The organism is Terriglobia bacterium (assembly GCA_020072645.1).
Taxonomy (GTDB): domain Bacteria; phylum Acidobacteriota; class Terriglobia; order Terriglobales; family Acidobacteriaceae; genus Angelobacter.
In genome coordinates this window covers 282437-297438 of sequence record JAIQGK010000012.1, presented here as the reverse complement: position 1 = coordinate 297438, position 15002 = coordinate 282437, and the positions used below count along the sequence as shown (strand labels likewise).

The 15002-nt window shown below is 55.0% G+C and carries 20 protein-coding genes; 1 reads left to right on the top strand and 19 read right to left on the bottom strand.

Features of this window, described 5'->3' with window-relative positions; genetic code table 11:
• Window positions 1-6: 6 nt before the first annotated feature.
• The gene (gene folK / locus LAO76_17785) at window positions 7-492 is read right to left on the bottom strand and encodes a 2-amino-4-hydroxy-6-hydroxymethyldihydropteridine diphosphokinase (protein ID MBZ5492778.1); all 486 of its coding nucleotides are present in this window, start codon (window positions 490-492) and stop codon (window positions 7-9) included.
• A gap of 122 nt (window positions 493-614) precedes the next feature.
• Here folK and LAO76_17780 point away from each other — a divergent pair, with 122 nt between their 5' ends.
• Window positions 615-1331 carry a PilZ domain-containing protein gene (locus LAO76_17780; protein ID MBZ5492777.1) on the top strand — a complete coding sequence of 239 codons (717 nt, stop codon included), beginning with the start codon at window positions 615-617 and terminating at the stop codon, window positions 1329-1331.
• A gap of 4 nt (window positions 1332-1335) precedes the next feature.
• Here LAO76_17780 and lpxC read toward each other — a convergent pair whose 3' ends face one another.
• The 18 genes from lpxC to rpmA all read right to left on the bottom strand — a co-directional run bounded on the left by lpxC (window position 1336) and on the right by rpmA (window position 14892).
• Window positions 1336-2244, bottom strand: coding sequence for a UDP-3-O-acyl-N-acetylglucosamine deacetylase (lpxC, locus tag LAO76_17775; protein MBZ5492776.1), 909 nt, complete (start codon window positions 2242-2244; stop codon window positions 1336-1338).
• A gap of 101 nt (window positions 2245-2345) precedes the next feature.
• Entirely contained in the window at window positions 2346-3143 is a 798-nt protein-coding gene (locus tag LAO76_17770; GenBank protein ID MBZ5492775.1) for a hypothetical protein, read from the bottom strand.
• 52 nt (window positions 3144-3195) lie between these two features.
• On the bottom strand, window positions 3196-3978 hold the full coding sequence (locus LAO76_17765) for a glucose 1-dehydrogenase (GenBank protein MBZ5492774.1): 783 nt from the start codon (window positions 3976-3978) through the stop codon (window positions 3196-3198).
• A 49-nt stretch (window positions 3979-4027) separates the two neighbouring features.
• Window positions 4028-4798: a gamma-glutamyl-gamma-aminobutyrate hydrolase family protein gene (locus tag LAO76_17760; protein MBZ5492773.1), complete on the bottom strand. Its 771-nt coding sequence runs from the start codon at window positions 4796-4798 to the stop codon at window positions 4028-4030.
• A 29-nt stretch (window positions 4799-4827) separates the two neighbouring features.
• Window positions 4828-5661, bottom strand: coding sequence for a 1-acyl-sn-glycerol-3-phosphate acyltransferase (locus LAO76_17755; GenBank protein MBZ5492772.1), 834 nt, complete (start codon window positions 5659-5661; stop codon window positions 4828-4830).
• Between the two features lie 3 nt (window positions 5662-5664).
• Window positions 5665-6936 carry a bifunctional folylpolyglutamate synthase/dihydrofolate synthase gene (locus tag LAO76_17750; GenBank protein MBZ5492771.1) on the bottom strand — a complete coding sequence of 424 codons (1272 nt, stop codon included), beginning with the start codon at window positions 6934-6936 and terminating at the stop codon, window positions 5665-5667.
• A gap of 90 nt (window positions 6937-7026) precedes the next feature.
• Window positions 7027-7878, bottom strand: a complete 852-nt coding sequence (gene accD / locus LAO76_17745) for an acetyl-CoA carboxylase, carboxyltransferase subunit beta (GenBank protein MBZ5492770.1) — start codon at window positions 7876-7878, stop codon at window positions 7027-7029.
• Between the two features lie 29 nt (window positions 7879-7907).
• Window positions 7908-8444, bottom strand: coding sequence for a cob(I)yrinic acid a,c-diamide adenosyltransferase (cobO, locus tag LAO76_17740; GenBank protein MBZ5492769.1), 537 nt, complete (start codon window positions 8442-8444; stop codon window positions 7908-7910).
• Window positions 8445-8460: 16 nt separating this feature from the next.
• Window positions 8461-8904, bottom strand: coding sequence for a 23S rRNA (pseudouridine(1915)-N(3))-methyltransferase RlmH (locus LAO76_17735; GenBank protein MBZ5492768.1), 444 nt, complete (start codon window positions 8902-8904; stop codon window positions 8461-8463).
• Window positions 8901-9413, bottom strand: a complete 513-nt coding sequence (gene rsfS, locus LAO76_17730; GenBank protein MBZ5492767.1) for a ribosome silencing factor — start codon at window positions 9411-9413, stop codon at window positions 8901-8903. Before rsfS ends, LAO76_17735 begins: the two co-directional genes overlap by 4 nt.
• Window positions 9410-10171, bottom strand: a complete 762-nt coding sequence (gene nadD, locus LAO76_17725; protein ID MBZ5492766.1) for a nicotinate-nucleotide adenylyltransferase — start codon at window positions 10169-10171, stop codon at window positions 9410-9412. The genes rsfS and nadD overlap by 4 nt, the downstream gene beginning before the upstream one ends.
• A 2-nt stretch (window positions 10172-10173) precedes the next feature.
• Complete coding sequence (obgE, locus tag LAO76_17720) at window positions 10174-11313, bottom strand: GTPase ObgE (protein MBZ5492765.1); 1140 nt, start codon at window positions 11311-11313, stop codon at window positions 10174-10176.
• Window positions 11314-11388: 75 nt separating this feature from the next.
• Entirely contained in the window at window positions 11389-12264 is an 876-nt protein-coding gene (locus LAO76_17715; protein MBZ5492764.1) for a hypothetical protein, read from the bottom strand.
• Between the two features lie 27 nt (window positions 12265-12291).
• Complete coding sequence (locus LAO76_17710) at window positions 12292-12570, bottom strand: hypothetical protein (protein MBZ5492763.1); 279 nt, start codon at window positions 12568-12570, stop codon at window positions 12292-12294.
• A 125-nt stretch (window positions 12571-12695) separates the two neighbouring features.
• On the bottom strand, window positions 12696-13145 hold the full coding sequence (locus tag LAO76_17705) for a VOC family protein (GenBank protein MBZ5492762.1): 450 nt from the start codon (window positions 13143-13145) through the stop codon (window positions 12696-12698).
• An 11-nt stretch (window positions 13146-13156) separates the two neighbouring features.
• Window positions 13157-13621, bottom strand: a complete 465-nt coding sequence (locus LAO76_17700; protein ID MBZ5492761.1) for a VOC family protein — start codon at window positions 13619-13621, stop codon at window positions 13157-13159.
• A gap of 42 nt (window positions 13622-13663) precedes the next feature.
• On the bottom strand, window positions 13664-14518 hold the full coding sequence (locus tag LAO76_17695) for a class I SAM-dependent methyltransferase (protein ID MBZ5492760.1): 855 nt from the start codon (window positions 14516-14518) through the stop codon (window positions 13664-13666).
• Window positions 14519-14622: 104 nt separating this feature from the next.
• Window positions 14623-14892, bottom strand: coding sequence for a 50S ribosomal protein L27 (gene rpmA, locus LAO76_17690; protein MBZ5492759.1), 270 nt, complete (start codon window positions 14890-14892; stop codon window positions 14623-14625).
• Window positions 14893-15002: the final 110 nt, after the last annotated feature.

Genomic DNA, 15002 nt, shown 5'->3' with positions numbered 1-15002 from the left:
CGTAAATCAGTTGGGCAGGGGCTTGTTCACTAAACCCGAATCGGCCGGCAGCGAGTCCAGCAACTCCCGGATCGTTCGCTTGAGCACTGGATGCATTACGGCGGGAGCTATCTCCGCTAGGGGCTCTAGAACAAAGCGCCGCTGATGCATGGCGGGATGCGGAACGGTCAGCTCGAGCGTATTTAACACATCATTGCCGAAAAGCAGGATGTCAATGTCAATGGTGCGCGGGCCCTTGGGTTGCATACGAATCCTGCCCATAGATTGCTCGACGGCCAGCATGCGACTCAGAAACTCCAAAGGCATCAGCTCGGTTTCCATTGCCAAGGCACAGTTCAGGAACCAGGGCTGTTCGCCTTGCACCTCAACGGGCTGTGTTTCATAAAAAGCCGAAACCTGCCTGATTACGCCCAAATCTTGCAGGCGGGAGATCGCCTCACGAAGATACCGTTCGCTATCACCCAGGTTCGATCCCAGCGACAGATAAACCATCTTTTTCATAGGAAAATGGAGCCTTAGATTGAAAGATCGAAAGTATTGTCACCCGGCAAAGTGCTGGCCCGTTACGTTGGTTACTTGGCCGTAATATGACGATTTAGATACCCTTTGCAGGTATGGCTTTACAAGCGCTCCTCCTCAGCAATGACCCTGAAGTCCATCGTACGATACGTCGAGTCTTTGACGCTGCCAATATTGATCTGGATCTTTCCAACAACGCCGACCAGGCCCGCCACATTCTGATGCGTCGCAAATATGACGCTCTTTTAGTTGACTGCGATGACATGCCGCACGGTCCGCTGGTTCTCCGCGAGCTAAGGCTGGGGAAATCCAACAAGAGCTGTATCGCCTTTGCCGTGGTGAACGGCAAAACCAACATTCAGCAGGCCTTTGAGATGGGCGCCAACTTTGTTCTGGACAAACCGATTTCGCTGGATCGCGCGACCCGTAGCGTGCGGGCCGCGCAGGGATTGATCATGCGAGAGCGCCGCCGCTACCATCGCCATCTGGTCAAGGCGACAGGAGCAATCCTTGTTGACCAGGGCGCAGAGCTTCCCCTGAACATTACCAACATCAGCCATGGCGGAATTTCAGTGGAATGCTCCCGCCGGCTGGATGAAGGTGGTGCTGCTCGGGTCCGATTGCAGTTGCCCGGTACCAAGCGTTCGCTGGACATCAAAGGCGAGATTGCATGGTCCACGCCCGAAGGCCGAGCGGGAATTCGCTTTCAGGTTTTATCAGCGGAAGCAAAGAAAGAGCTGGATATCTGGCTGGAAAAGCGAGCGTTAACTCTGGGTGGCGGAGCAATGTTCATTAACGCCACAACCGTTTAAGTTCTTAGATTTCTCGCACGGATTGCGCGGTAACAGCAGGTCTCTCAGCAGCATCGTCAGACTGACTGATTTCAGTTGTTTCTTCCCACAAAGAGCGGTCTTTCAACAGCCGTGAAACCAGCGCGGTATGCATCGCATGCCCGGCGCGGTCAGCCACAATCCGCCCGATAATCTGTTTCCCCAGCAATGCCAGATCGCCAATCAGATCGAGCACTTTGTGACGCACAAACTCATCTTCATAGCGCAAAGGCCCATTCTTGACTCCGTTGGCCGTTAGCACAATCACGTTCGCTTCTGAGGCACCGCGGATCAGGCCCATGTTCTTCATGGCCTGCTCTTCACTCAGAAAGCCAAAAGTGCGGGCTGCGGCCAGTTCCTTGCGATAAAGATCTTGTGAAAGGTCAATTTCAAAAGCTTGCGCTCCAATGGGCGGAGCAAAATTTATTTTGTACGCCACAGCATATCCCGATGCAGGATATGCGCCGATAAATTTATTGCCTTCACGAACTTCAATCTCACGCATGATGCGCAGATATGTCCGCTTCTTACGCTGCTGCCTTAATCCGGCTTGGAGGACCATATCGACGAAGGGCTTGGCGCTGCCATCAAGAATCGGAAGCTCAAGGTTATCCAGCTCCACAACGGCATTATCCAAGCCAATACCAATGAAAGCTGAGAGCAGGTGTTCTGTGGTGGAAATCAGAACGCCTTTTTTTTGCAGGCTAGTGGCGTAGCTAACGCGGGCCACGTTGCGGCCAATGGCTTCAATCTCAAAGCCATCTAGATCGCTACGGCGGAAAACAATGCCCGTTCCAGCAGGGGCTGGGAGGATACGGAGGGTCACATTGGCCCCGCTATGCAAACCTACACCTTTGCACTCCACGGGGGCTCGAACTGTCTGTTCAAATGGCAAGCTATTCCAACTAAACAGATTACACCGGCAGGAGCTTGGGCTTGTGTTGTTTTTTTACAACAGATTATTAGGCAAAGCCACAGATCGTGTCCAGGGCGGAACTACTTCTCTTTTACCGGATTGATTTTGGCCACTGTGGGATCGAAAAGCGCGTCAGCAGGATGGATGTTGTAAGTAATATTCAGGATAATCTGCTGGGAAATGGTCTCGCCATTTCGCTTGGTCACCGTCATTCGCGGCGTATTGATGCCCTGGAATACCTTCCAGTCGCCATAAATCAAAACTTCTTCATCGCGCTCACGATAGCGAGGATCACGGGTGGAAAAGCGCTTTTCCAGAGGCAAGTGTGTTTCGGGATCCACCAGGATCGTCACCGACTCATTCTTTGAGTTGATGATCGTCAGCTTTTCCGCCATGTGACCTTCAGAAATGCTTGGACCTTCATCCAGCAGAAGGATTCCCGGCTCTTTCAGCCAGTTGCGGAGAACATTTTCCAGCGTGTAATGGCGGCGGATCATCGCCTGGCGAAGCCTTTCTTCCTTTTGCGGGTCCAGCGGATGAATGCCTTTATAGGTGATTTCGTAAGCCTGGTCGCCGACATAGAGTTGCACGATATCGCGTTGCTTCGTGAGCTCAATGCGGTCCTTGTCCGGCCATTTCCAAAACCGGTAAAACAGGCTGGTGCCCACAAGCGACTCATTGTGAAAGCTGCCGGAACGTCCTTCAGCGTAGTAGTCCTCAACAGTCAGATATGCCTGGCCTCCCAGCGCCTGAATCATCTGGTCAACCATGGTTCGGGCTTTCTGCTGGTTAGTTTGCGTCTCAGCGGGTTTGGCGGACGTGTCTTGCTGGCCGTAGAGGCTGGCCACGCAGAGGCAGATAAGAACAACAATTCTCATGGGAATAATACTTTCTTAGATGCAGGAACGACCTGAGCTGCTGCTTTTGCCATCATCCGACCAGCACCGCGCCGCCGTTGACGTTGAGGATTTCGCCCGTAATAAATCCGGCATGCGACGTACATAGAAACAGGACTGAAGCGGCAATCTCTTCCGGCTTGCCGGCGCGGCCCAGGGGGATGGTCGCGTAAACACGCTTGCTGATCGCAGCGTCATGCAATGCAGGCGCGGCCATATCAGTTTCCACCCATCCCGGCGCTACGCAGTTCACGTAAATGCCGTCGCGCGCCAGTTCCGTGGAAAGTCCTTTCACCATGCTGATAATCGCTCCCTTGCTGGCTGCATAGTCACAGTGGAATGCTTCTCCGCGCTGCCCCGCGGTAGAACTGATCAATACTATATGACCGCCGGAGCGCTGGCGTTTCATCTGCGCCACACCATACTTCACCAGCCCAAAAAGGCTGTCAACATTGATCGCGAGCGTCGAGCGCCATTGCTCATCTGTCATTTGGTCGATGGGAGCATCCTGCGGCGGCCAGACACCATGATTGCCCACAATGATATCGATCTTGCCAAAGCCTTGGATCGCGGCATCGATTAAAGGTTTGGCCGCTTCAGCAGAAGAGAGATCAGCCTGGACAGCAACGCATTGCTTTGCGCCGCCACACTCCCAGCAGAGGTCGTCCGCGACTTTGCTTGCTTTCTGGTAATTAAAGATGACGCGCGCTCCGGCCTGCGTGAACATTCTTACAATTGCCGCGCCGATTCCGCGCGAGCCTCCTGTAACAACGGCAACGCGGCCTTCCAGCGAGAGGACAATCCCTTTTCCCGACATGGCAAGTACGATACGGAAGAATGCACCATCGACGCAAGGCTAGGGAGCGCTAGGAATTCAACTCATTCCAGGCCCGTGCCGAGTCAACAAACGTCCGAAACAAATTGCTGGAAAACTTATCGCTATCAAAAGTCCGCTCCGGGTGCCACTGCACCGCCAGAACATAGTGTCCTGGGACTGTGCCTTCAATTGCTTCGATTACGCCGTCTTCCGCGCAGTGCGCCACCGCGCGCAAACCGTCGCCGACAATATCTGCCGATTGATGATGGCTGGAATTTACTGGCACCTGTACGGCATTTTCTTTGTGAAGAATTTCTTTCGCCAGCAGTGAATCTGCCGCAACCGTCACCTGATGTGCGACTTCCACTTTGGCGCCGGCGCTGTGATTCACCCTGGATTCAATATCCTGAATCAAGGAACCTGTCCGCCAGACATTGAGAGATTGCAAGCCATAACAAATGCCGAAAACCGGCTTGCGGAGGTTGTACGCATCCTGCAGAAGCAGTTCGTCGGCGGCATCACGGGGTTGGTCGGCTGGAGCTGTTTTTGGATGGGCCGCCGCGTTGAACTTTTGCGGATCAACATCCGCCTTGCTCCCCGGCAACAGAATCGCCGAACACGAGGTAATGAGCCGGGCAATCTCTTCCGGCGAACTCCGTAATGGGATGACCACCGGCTCGCCGCCAGCGGCCTCTATCGCTCGCAGGTAAGGCGGTAACGCGCGGCCGCTATATTCAGGGTCGTACGAGCAGGGCTCAGGTATTGCTATTCGGGGCTTTACGCCCACCTTACCGTCGTTTTTTGAAGATTTTGCTGCCATTTCTGGCCTATTGGTGTTCTTTCGTCCCACTATAACTTTATAGGTTCGTTCGATGCCGGCGGCTCTCCACGCAAATCTGGAACCAAACAGCGCGAGTAATAAAGGTCGCCCATCACGACCTGCGCCCGCTCGGTAATTTTGGCGATGTCGCGCGTGGACATGCCCACGGTTGAGATTGGCGAGCCAACCACCATTTGAACTGGCCCTGGCTTAATGTGATATGAGTTCATCTTGAGCATCTCGTACGTTCCAACAAGAACGATCGGAACCACATCCACCTGTGCCTTTACGGCCGCATAAAAAGCGCCACCCATAAATGATTGCAACTGGCCATTAGGCGAACGGCCGCCTTCAGGGAAAATGACCAATGAATTGCCTTTGCGGATTGCCGCCACCGCGAGGTTCAAACTCCGCACAGATGCTTTAGGATTTTCCAGCACCACTGGAATCTGTCCAGAGCGGCGCAGGTGCCAGCCCATAAACGGATAACGAAACAGCTCTTTCTTAGCCAGAATCCTGAACTGAAATGGCAGGTGCGTATACAACACCGGAATATCGAACGCCGAAAGGTGATTCACCACGTACACCTGCGGCCTGGAGGTATCAATCTTCTCCAATCCTTCAACCTGCACTTTGGCGCCCACGGTCCAAAGAATCATCCGCGACCACAGCCGTGCGACATTCTGCTGTCGTTCACCGGCAGGATCAAATAAGGAGACAACAAGCGACACACAGCCCAGGACGAGAGTGTAAAGCCAGACCAGCGGCGTCCACACGAAATAGGAACGCAAGCGGGAACCCAGGTGACGAATACCACTCGTCACTTCCTGCGGCTTGATCTCTGCTTGCATGGTCTCTGACACAGGTCAAACACCCTGCCGAACTGGTTTACGGGCTAGGATGCCCAGCGCTTCACCCACAATATAAATAGAGCCTGTAATCACGATCACGCCTTCGCTCCCAGCGTGAGCGCAGGCACGCTCCAGCGCTTCCGGCACAGATTTCGCCTGCAATATTTCAGTCTGCGCGTGCGCTCCCAGCTCCGCAATCTGCTGCGGAGAAGCTGCGCGCGGATTGTCAGCATGGGTGGCGATCACGCAATCAGCCAAAGGAAAAATAATATCGGCAATCTCTCCGATGGCTTTGTCCCGCATGGCGCCGAAAATAAACGTGAGGGGGCGATCTTCATAGTACGTAGAAAGAGCCGAGCGTAACGCCCACGCACCAGCCGGATTGTGCGCCACATCGAGCACGACTTCGGGGAATCCCTCTGCTGGAGGAATCACCTGAAATCTGGCCGGCCACGTGGTGACGCGAATGCCCTGCTCAATGTCGGCTGCCGAAATGTGAAAACCAAATTTATTGAGTTCTTCGGCTGTAGTAATCGCTAAAGCCAGGTTGCGCAATTGGTGGCGGCCCGCGAGCGGAAAATCCACGTTGATCTCTTTGCCCATCACCGCCAGAATGAACTGGTTGTGGCCAATGGCGGTGTGGTGCATTTCATCATCCGCAACCGGAGTCAATGAAGGCATATGTTTTACCGCGCTCACTGCACGTGCCTCGCGACTCATAATCTCTTTTCCCAGCGTCTCATTCACAATTGGATGCTGTGGCAGCAGGACCACAGTTCCCCTGGGGCGCAAGATACCGGCTTTTTCGCGGGCAATTTCCGGCAAGGTATTGCCGAGAAAGTTCTGGTGATCAAAATCAATATCGGTAATAACGGAGATCAAAGGATCAACAATGTTCGTGGCATCAAGACGTCCGCCGAGTCCCACTTCCAGTACCGCTAGCTCCACGCCAACGCTGGCAAAATATTCAAAAGCCATGGCCGTGAGCATCTCAAAAAAGCTGGGATGCCACGGCAGTTCGCCGCGTTCCACCAACTCATGCGCGCAACTTTCAATGCGGTCGTAGATCACCGCGAATTCCGCGTTGCTGATGGATTCCTGATTGATCTGAATGCGCTCATTCACGCGCAGCAGATGGGGCGAAGTATAGAGTCCCGTACGATAACCAGCAGTCTGCACAATGCTGGCCAGCGTCGCGGCAGTCGAACCTTTGCCGTTGGTGCCGGCGATCAAGACGCTCGGCAGCTTGCATTGAGGATTTCCTAGCGCTTCCGCCAGCCTGCGCATGTGGGCAAGATCAAACTTGCGGTTCGACGCAAGCTCATGGCCCAGGGCCAGCAATTTGTGTACAGCAGATTCGTAAGTAGCGGGCACAGCTCAGGCTGCCTTTGGAGCCATGAAATCAAGGGCGCGGGCAATGTATGACTTCATGTCTTTGCGATGAACAACGGCGTCCAGCATTCCATGTTGCAGGAGGAATTCGCTGGTCTGGAAACCTTCAGGCAATTTCTGCCGGATGGTCTGCTCAATCACGCGCGGCCCGGCAAAACCGATCAGCGCCCCCGGCTCCGCGATGTTGAGATCACCCAGCATGGCATAAGAAGCGGTCACACCGCCGGTCGTAGGATCGGTAAGCACGGAAATATACGGCACGCGGGCTGTATCTAGACGCGCCAGAGCCGCGGAGATTTTTGCCATCTGCATCAGGCTGACCACGCCTTCCATCATGCGCGCGCCGCCGGAGGCCGAGACAACGATAATCGGCTTGCGCTCTTTGCATGCGCGCTCAATCGCCCGAGTAATGGCTTCACCTACAACCGCGCCCATACTCCCGCCGATGAAAGAATATTCCATAGAGCTAACGATTACAGGGCGGCCATGAATTGTGCCGGTGGCGTTTCTGATTGCATCCTTCAAGCCGGTTGACGATTTGCTTTTTTCCAGGCGGGCTTTGTACGGTCGTGTGTCAGTGAAATTAAGCGGGTCGGTGGACTCCAGGCTTTCATCCTGAATTTCAATGCTGTCTTCATCCAAGAGAAGCATCAGCCGCTCGGCCGAGCTAATGCGGAAGTGATAGTCGCACTTGGTGCAGACGTTCAGGTTGTCTTCCAACTCTTTTTTCCAGATGATCTGGCGGCAGCCTTCACACTTTACCCACAGGCCTTCCGTGCGAACACGCTTCTCCTCGGTCGCCTGGATATCACTGGATTCGCGCTTAAACCACGCCAAGATTGTTCACCTTTCTAATTCGATGTTGCTTAATATTCGATGCCACGTTGCGCCATCACGCCCTTTTCATAGGCGTGCTTTACCTGCTTCATTTCCGTTACGGTATCGGCCAACTCAATGATTGTCGGATGCGCGTTCCTTCCCGTCAAGATTACGTGCACCCCGGCGGGTTTGTGCTTTAGAGTCTCCACCACCTTGGCCGGATCGAGCATGCCATAGGTAATGGCGTAATTGATCTCGTCGAGCACTACTAAGTCCCATTTGCCGGACATGATTGCATCGTGGGCTTCCTGCCAGGCCGCTTCGACCATGCGGATGTCTTCAGGATCGGTTTCAGCGCCGCCCACTTTTACAAAACCGCGGCCCATCTGCTTCATCACAAAGTTATCGCCAAAGGCCTTTACCGCATCGAGTTCTCCGTAATGCCATGAGCCTTTCAGGAACTGCAACATCAGGACTTTCATGCCATTTCCCACGGCACGCAGAGCTGTCCCCATGGCTGCGGTGGTTTTACCCTTGCCCGGCCCGGTATTTACGATGATGAGACCCTGGTGAACGTCGCCCATATCATTTTCGCGCAAATCAGTGGCCGGTATGGTACGGATGGCCTTTTAAGATTGTAAATGCCCGGTAGATTTGCTCCAGCAAAACCACCCGAGCCAGCTCATGCGCCAGCGTCATCTTGCCGAAGGAGAGAACCAGGTCGGCGGCGTGGCGGGCTTTATCACTGAAGCCATCCGCCGGTCCAACGCCGAAAAATAGGTTCTGCGTTCCGCGGTCCTGCTGGTCGCGTAGCAGGTTGGCAAACTCTTCTGAGGTGAACTGGCGCCCACGCGCGTCCAGCAGGATAAGAACAGGCGCGGTCCGACCGGTGGTATCGGCGGCCAATTCCAGCAAAGCCTGTTCGGTGTTCATCTCGTGCGATTCCGCGCCACCGTAGCGGGAGATCCGCTTCAGGTATTCGTCCGTCAGCGCGCGAATAGCGACTTCTTTCGTCTTGCCTATCCAGGCGATCTGAAGTTTCACGCCGATTTCCGTGACTTCTTTTTTGACGTTGAACCTTGAGCGCGAGTTCTGTTACGGGCGGCTTTGCGTGGCCCAGCAACTTTCTTCTTTGCAGGCGCTTTCTTGGCGGTTTCTTTCCTGGATGCAGCCTGTTTCTTTGCTGCTGGTTTCTTCGCCAGATCGGCTGGCGCTAATTTTCGCGCCGACTTCCATAGCCGCTCCAGATCATAAAACTTGCGCGCTCGCTCGGAAAATATGTGCAGGACGAAGTCCACATAATCCAGCAGCACCCACTCTGCCTGGTTGTAGCCTTCAACGCTGTTGGGCCGCTGGCCCGCTTCAGATAGGCTTTTTTGCACATCGTCGGCAATCGCCTGTATCTGGCGCGGATTGGTGCCAGAGCACACGACAAAATAGTCAGTAAACGCTCCGCTGCTTTTATCCATTTCAAGGATGACAACATCTTCACCCTTCTTGCCTTCAATGGCTTTCACTGCCTGTGCGACATGCTGTCGGGTCTGTAAACTCATCCGTTCTTATGGCTCCTGCTTGTGTGCCCGTGACGGGCTTCTTGAAAAGATAGCACTTTGTCCTCGCTTGCGGCGCTAGTTTCCTTGCTGGTGGCGTCGACGTAAAGATTCTCTTTCTTGATGTATTCAGCCACCAGCGGCGGCACATAACGGCTGAGCTGCTTGACTGATTTGCCGGCAGCCGCGCGAATCTGCGTGGAAGAAACTTTCTCGCGTACCTCACCCAAGAGATGAATGGTGGCGCCCATCAGCGCAATGGTTCCTTCAGCCCGCTGCGGACGCATGGCGCGCATCATCAAATCGGTTGGACGCAGAGGTTCCGGCAACGCCCGGCCTACATCGGCTAGCGAATACCCCGGCCGGCTGACGACGATGAATTCCACTTCAGCCAGCAACTCTTCCGGCTGCCGCCACGTGGCAATGTCTTTAAAGGCATCAATGCCGATCAGGAAATAAAGCTTGTCAGTCTTCTTGAGTCCACTCTTCAAGCGTCTGACCGTATCGATTGAATAGTTTGGATGGCCGGTGTGGGCATCGAGCAGCGAAGCTACAAAGCGCGGATCATCCGCCGTGGCCAGCGCCAGCATGGCAAAGCGATGCTGAAAATCTGTGAGCTTGCGCTTTTGCTTGTGCGGGGGGAGATCAGCCGGCACAAAATATACCCGCCCCAGGCCAAACTTTTCCGCGGCAGCTCGTGCGACGGCGATGTGACCAAGATGAACGGGATCAAAGGTGCCGCCAAAAAGGGCAATCTTCATGGCTAACGGGTCTGCCTTTGCTTGAAGGCCCGCTGCTTGGAGATGCGCTTCATGCGTTCAGATTTCTTCTTCTCTTTGCGAGCGGAGACAGGTCTCTTTTTCGCCGGAGGATGCTCCGCAGCATAGGAACCGGCGCGGATCTCCGCCACCATCTTGCCCAAAGCGTACTTCAGTTCAGAAATGCCCTTGCCTGTGACAGCTGAAATCTCATACATCCTGAGCTTGAGTTTCTTGCAATGCTTCGCCAGTTTTTCCAACTTTTCCGGATTGGCCACGTCGATCTTCGAGGCCGCCACGATCATCGGCTTCTTTTCCAGATCAGCGCCAAAGCTTTTCAACTCGCCCATAATGACTTTGAAGTCCGCGACCGGATCGGGCCGTCCGCTTGCGTCAGAAACGTCAATCATGTGGACCAGAACTCGAGTTCGCTCGATGTGCCGCAGGAACTGGATGCCAAGACCGGTACCGGTGTGTGCGCCTTCAATCAGGCCGGGAATATCGGCCACAACATAACTTTCCTCATCCGGCAACTCGCCGATCGTGACTACGCCAAGGTTCGGCTGCAGCGTGGTGAAAGGATAGTCGGCAATCTTGGGCTTGGCAGCCGAGATGCGCGAAACCAGCGTGGACTTTCCTACGTTGGGATAACCGACCAATCCGACGTCGGCAAGCAGTTTTAGCTCAAGACGAAGAACGCGCTCTTGTCCGGGGAAGCCCTGCTCATGCTCCTGCGGGGCTTGGTGTGTGCTGGTGGCAAAGTGCTGGTTGCCGCGTCCGCCGCGCCCGCCCTGGGCGACGACCATGCGCTCGTCAGGATGCGAGAAGTCATGCAGGCGCTCGCCGGTTTCATTGTCATAAACAATGGTCCCGACAGGGACCTTCAGGACAATGCTTTCACCGTCGCGCCCAGTGCAGTTGGAGCCTTCGCCGTGGCGTCCGCGCTCGCCTTTGTATTCCGGGTTAAAGCGGAAGTGGACGAGCGTATTATGCCGCTCGCTGGATTCCATCACAATGTCACCGCCGCGGCCACCGTCGCCGCCGGAAGGGCCGCCGCGCGGAACAAACTTCTCCCTGCGAAAGGCCATGCAGCCGTTGCCACCGTCGCCGCCTTTGATCTTGATGATCGCTTCGTCAATAAACATGCTGTCTATATTGATTGTACAGGCCAGGGAGGGGATTCGCCGTGCAGTGCGGGTTGAAGAGGACGCGGGACGGGATTATGCCGCAGTCAGTTCGCGGATAATGGCGGCGCACACTTTGCCGCCGCTAACCTGGTCGAAACGGGCAAACATGGGCGAAGTATTCAGTTCCAGGAAGACCAGTTGGCCCGTTTCCGGATCGGTCTTGAAATCGGCTGCTCCGAAATCGAGTCCCAGGCGGGACATGAGGCTGCGCAGCCGTGAGACTTCTGGGGGGACGTGAGGCAGAAGGATCAGTTCTGCATCCTGGTTCACGCGATAATCCAACGATGGGCTGCGGACTTCAAAAGCGAAATCGGCAGCGCCAATCACGTAGATGCGCACTTCCGGCGGCACCAGGCGCTTTTGCACAATCGCCGGACTGGCCGCCACTCCGTCGCGCAGATCGGTTTTGGCTACAGCTTCAGCAAGAGAATAACAATAGTCGCCGCCACCCACCGGCTTGGCAATCATGGAGTCAAGCTGCTCGGCGCGGAAGCTGCCCACCTGATTGGTGATCCTAGTTGGCGGTATTTGCAGTCCGGCCTCGCTGGCGAGCACCAACGCGGCTGGCTTATTGGTTGCCGACTGACGCATCTCGCGATTGAAGATGCGGACGCGCGGCTCAGACAGAAGCCAGCCCATCATTGTGTGGTACCAGGCGGACGCTCGCGCCGAAACCTCAGGACGGGGATCCTGCATTCCTCTGAACACGTCATGGCGAATGAATGCCGCTGTGGCCTTGAGCTCTTTGCCGGCAAAGTGCGCCACGCGTTCTGCGGGATTCCAGCAGAAGGCAGGACTCGCCGAGGCAGGCAGACGCAAGTCCAGCAGCTCAACATTCGCTCTTTGAGCGGCATGCGCCAGAACGGCCAGATTAGGATCGTCTTGACCGCCAGCCAGCAGGAGCGTCATTCTGAACCAGCCTTGGCACCCACGTGTTTAGTAGGCGCCGAAGGGCCCGCCTTTTCGGCTGAAATCGGCCGGAGATGGGTTCTCTCCATCTGCCGTAGTCGGACCTTCTTCTCCAAGGGCTTCAGTCGTGAGCTCTTCTCCAGAGATGAAAGTCGTTGTCTCTTCACTAATCGGCAGTGTCGTTGCTTGAAGCGTGCGTTCCGTTGCAGCGTGCGTTGCGAAATCTTCTTCGCCCGTGATCGTCGTCGTGTGGCCCTCTTCGCCTATAGCGAGAGTTGAGAAATCAGGAAGTTTGTTCTCTGTCATGGCGTGCCTCGTCCAAATCGTTTTTAAAACTTTGCCAGTATATGCGCGCCCGCAGAGGAAATCTTCAAATTCAAAAAAAACAAATGCATGGTCAGTACTATTTTGGGAATTGCCCCGGACCTGAACTACTTAGCCTGTTGGCTCATGGACGCAATCCGCTTGCCGACTTCTTCACGGCTCACGACTTCAATCTGTGTGGCAATGTACCAGTTGTTCCCGCAACTGTCGCGCACGCTGGCAGTGCGGTCGCCATAGAACTGTGTTGCCGGCGACAAAAGGGAGCTTGCTCCGGCTTTGAGCGCGCATTGATAGGCAGCGTCAGTATCCGGCACGTAAACCTGCATAGCGCACGGCATTGCCGGCCATTCAGGAGCAATGTCCGCGAGTTCCACGACTGAATCGCCGATTCTGAGCGCAGCATGACCGACGGTGCCATCAGGCCGAGCATAGACTGCGATCTCAGTCGCGTTAAAGACTTCTTTCATAAAAGCAATCAACTTGGCCGCGCCATTTACATGGAGATAAGGAATGACGCTCTGATAGCCTTCAGGCTGGTAAGCGGACTTGGTCGTCATAGTTGTGTACCTTACTTTTTTGCCTGTGCGGCCATGCGGCGCTGCATCTCTTCCGGTGAGACGTCTTCCAGATGAACGGCGACAGTCCATTTGTGCCCCCAGGGATCTTCAATGGTGCCGGTGCGATCGCCATAAAACTGGTCAGCCACAGGCTTTTTGATAGTTGCGCCCTTGGCAATGGCGCGCTCCACGGTTTTGTCTACATCGTCAACGTAAAGGAGAAGCCCGACTGGCGAATTACCCAGCGTCTTGGGACCGACAACATCCATCTCAGGAAATTCATCGGCCAGCATTACGATTGAGTCGCCGAATTTGAGCTCTGCGTGGCCGACGCGTCCATCGGGTTGCGGCATGCGCATGATTTCCACGGCGCCAAATACCTGCTTGTAGAAATCAATAGCCGCCGCAGCACCTTTAACTACGAGATATGGAGTTACGTTGTGGTAGCCCTCAGGCATTAGTTTTGCTTTTGCCATAAAATTCTCCTTGGAGAATAATGTTCTACGCCATGGTCTGACTTACATTCTGGTCAGGTGGCACACCGCGCCCCATGGACGCGAACCCTGACGTCCATTCGATTCCGGTAAGAGAGACATTAACCGGAGAAAGAATGGAAGCCGTTTGATCCTGGCCGCCGTCTTCAGCATGGAATAGACATCAACCGGCTTCCAGCCAGACGCAGTAAAGAACTCTGGCCCTTCTTCCGGCCCGAACTTGAGTGGTGATCCCGCCTCGCTCAGTGCACCAAGGTTCTTTTGCAGCATCTTGAGCAATCCGGGGGAACAGAGGTCAATGGCCCAGTCTTTGAAAGTGCTTTGTGCAGCCAGATCGCGCGCAAGTGCTGACACCTCGTCACGTGTCAGGTAAACCAGAAGGCCTTCAGTAAGCACCAGAACCTTTCTCGCATTGCTGCCCAGCCTCTGGAACAGTGAACGGCGTCCGGCCAAATCAGCCAGGTCCATGCGGACCCTCTCCAGCGTGCATCGCGGCTTTTCGCCGGAAAGAACTTCTTCTTTGTAATCGATCATTGCCGGGAAATCGACTTCAATCCACTGCAACAACGGCGGCAGATCCATGCGATAAGGCCGCGTGTCCAAGCCAGCTGCCAGGTTGATGACCATATCAGCGCCTTGCTTGATCTGTTCGGTTACGATCTGGTCAAAGCGTACTGTCCGCGCCGTGTATGGCCATTCATAACGCAGGCCGGCCTGCATGCCTTTAGCAATCTGCTCGCCGCGCTCGCCGGCAAGTTTGCGGGCGAAAGGATCTCTGAACAGTGCGTCCTGCCGCTCAGTTTCACGTGCGCGAAAGACTGCGACCCACAGCGCTGTGTCAGAGATATTTCTGATCAACGGTTGTTCCGGCTTTGCCATTTGACTGCTCCACCGTGCGTGAGACTTGAGCCACAACCTCTGCCGATTGGGCCAAGTAAAAAGCCCCGCATTTACGCGGGGCCGTGGTTTCCCTGTTTTGGATACTAGGCTTTCGCGCTCTCGGCGGGTTCTACGAGCACAAAGCGACCGGAGCCGCCCTTGTCCACGAACTTGATGGTGCCGGTGACCTTGGCAAAAAGAGTGTCGTCTTTGCCGCGACCGACGTTTGCGCCGGGCTTAATGCGGGTGCCGCGCTGGCGGACGATGATGGTGCCGCCGGGGACAAGCTGTCCGCCGAATGCTTTTACGCCAAGCCGCTGCGCGTTGGAGTCGCGCCCGTTTCTGGAACTGCCTAAACCTTTTTTGTGTGCCATAAATCCCTTTTGTTTCTCAGGGGCTAAAGCCCCGGTCGTAAAATTTGTTGACGGCACGACTGCGGTCATGCCCTGTTATGTGATCTCGATTCAAACAGCAGCGGCGTGCG

Excerpts from the sequence above, each read along its gene's own strand:
- cobO (MBZ5492769.1), bottom strand. The coding sequence starts at position 8,444 with ATGGGCGACGTTCACCAGGGTCTCATCATCGTAAATACCGGGCCGGGC.
- rpmA (MBZ5492759.1), bottom strand. The coding sequence starts at position 14,892 with ATGGCACACAAAAAAGGTTTAGGCAGTTCCAGAAACGGGCGCGACTCC.
- rsfS (MBZ5492767.1), bottom strand. The coding sequence starts at position 9,413 with ATGAGTTTACAGACCCGACAGCATGTCGCACAGGCAGTGAAAGCCATT.
- LAO76_17705 (MBZ5492762.1), bottom strand. The coding sequence starts at position 13,145 with ATGACGACCAAGTCCGCTTACCAGCCTGAAGGCTATCAGAGCGTCATT.
- LAO76_17695 (MBZ5492760.1), bottom strand. The coding sequence starts at position 14,518 with ATGGCAAAGCCGGAACAACCGTTGATCAGAAATATCTCTGACACAGCG.
- LAO76_17715 (MBZ5492764.1), bottom strand. The coding sequence starts at position 12,264 with ATGACGCTCCTGCTGGCTGGCGGTCAAGACGATCCTAATCTGGCCGTT.
- LAO76_17780 (MBZ5492777.1), top strand. The coding sequence starts at position 615 with ATGGCTTTACAAGCGCTCCTCCTCAGCAATGACCCTGAAGTCCATCGT.
- LAO76_17765 (MBZ5492774.1), bottom strand. The coding sequence starts at position 3,978 with ATGTCGGGAAAAGGGATTGTCCTCTCGCTGGAAGGCCGCGTTGCCGTT.
- LAO76_17710 (MBZ5492763.1), bottom strand. The coding sequence starts at position 12,570 with ATGACAGAGAACAAACTTCCTGATTTCTCAACTCTCGCTATAGGCGAA.
- LAO76_17760 (MBZ5492773.1), bottom strand. The coding sequence starts at position 4,798 with ATGGCAGCAAAATCTTCAAAAAACGACGGTAAGGTGGGCGTAAAGCCC.
- folK (MBZ5492778.1), bottom strand. The coding sequence starts at position 492 with ATGGTTTATCTGTCGCTGGGATCGAACCTGGGTGATAGCGAACGGTAT.
- LAO76_17700 (MBZ5492761.1), bottom strand. The coding sequence starts at position 13,621 with ATGGCAAAAGCAAAACTAATGCCTGAGGGCTACCACAACGTAACTCCA.
- LAO76_17770 (MBZ5492775.1), bottom strand. The coding sequence starts at position 3,143 with ATGAGAATTGTTGTTCTTATCTGCCTCTGCGTGGCCAGCCTCTACGGC.
- nadD (MBZ5492766.1), bottom strand. The coding sequence starts at position 10,171 with ATGAAGATTGCCCTTTTTGGCGGCACCTTTGATCCCGTTCATCTTGGT.
- obgE (MBZ5492765.1), bottom strand. The coding sequence starts at position 11,313 with ATGTTTATTGACGAAGCGATCATCAAGATCAAAGGCGGCGACGGTGGC.
- LAO76_17750 (MBZ5492771.1), bottom strand. The coding sequence starts at position 6,936 with ATGCGCAGGCTGGCGGAAGCGCTAGGAAATCCTCAATGCAAGCTGCCG.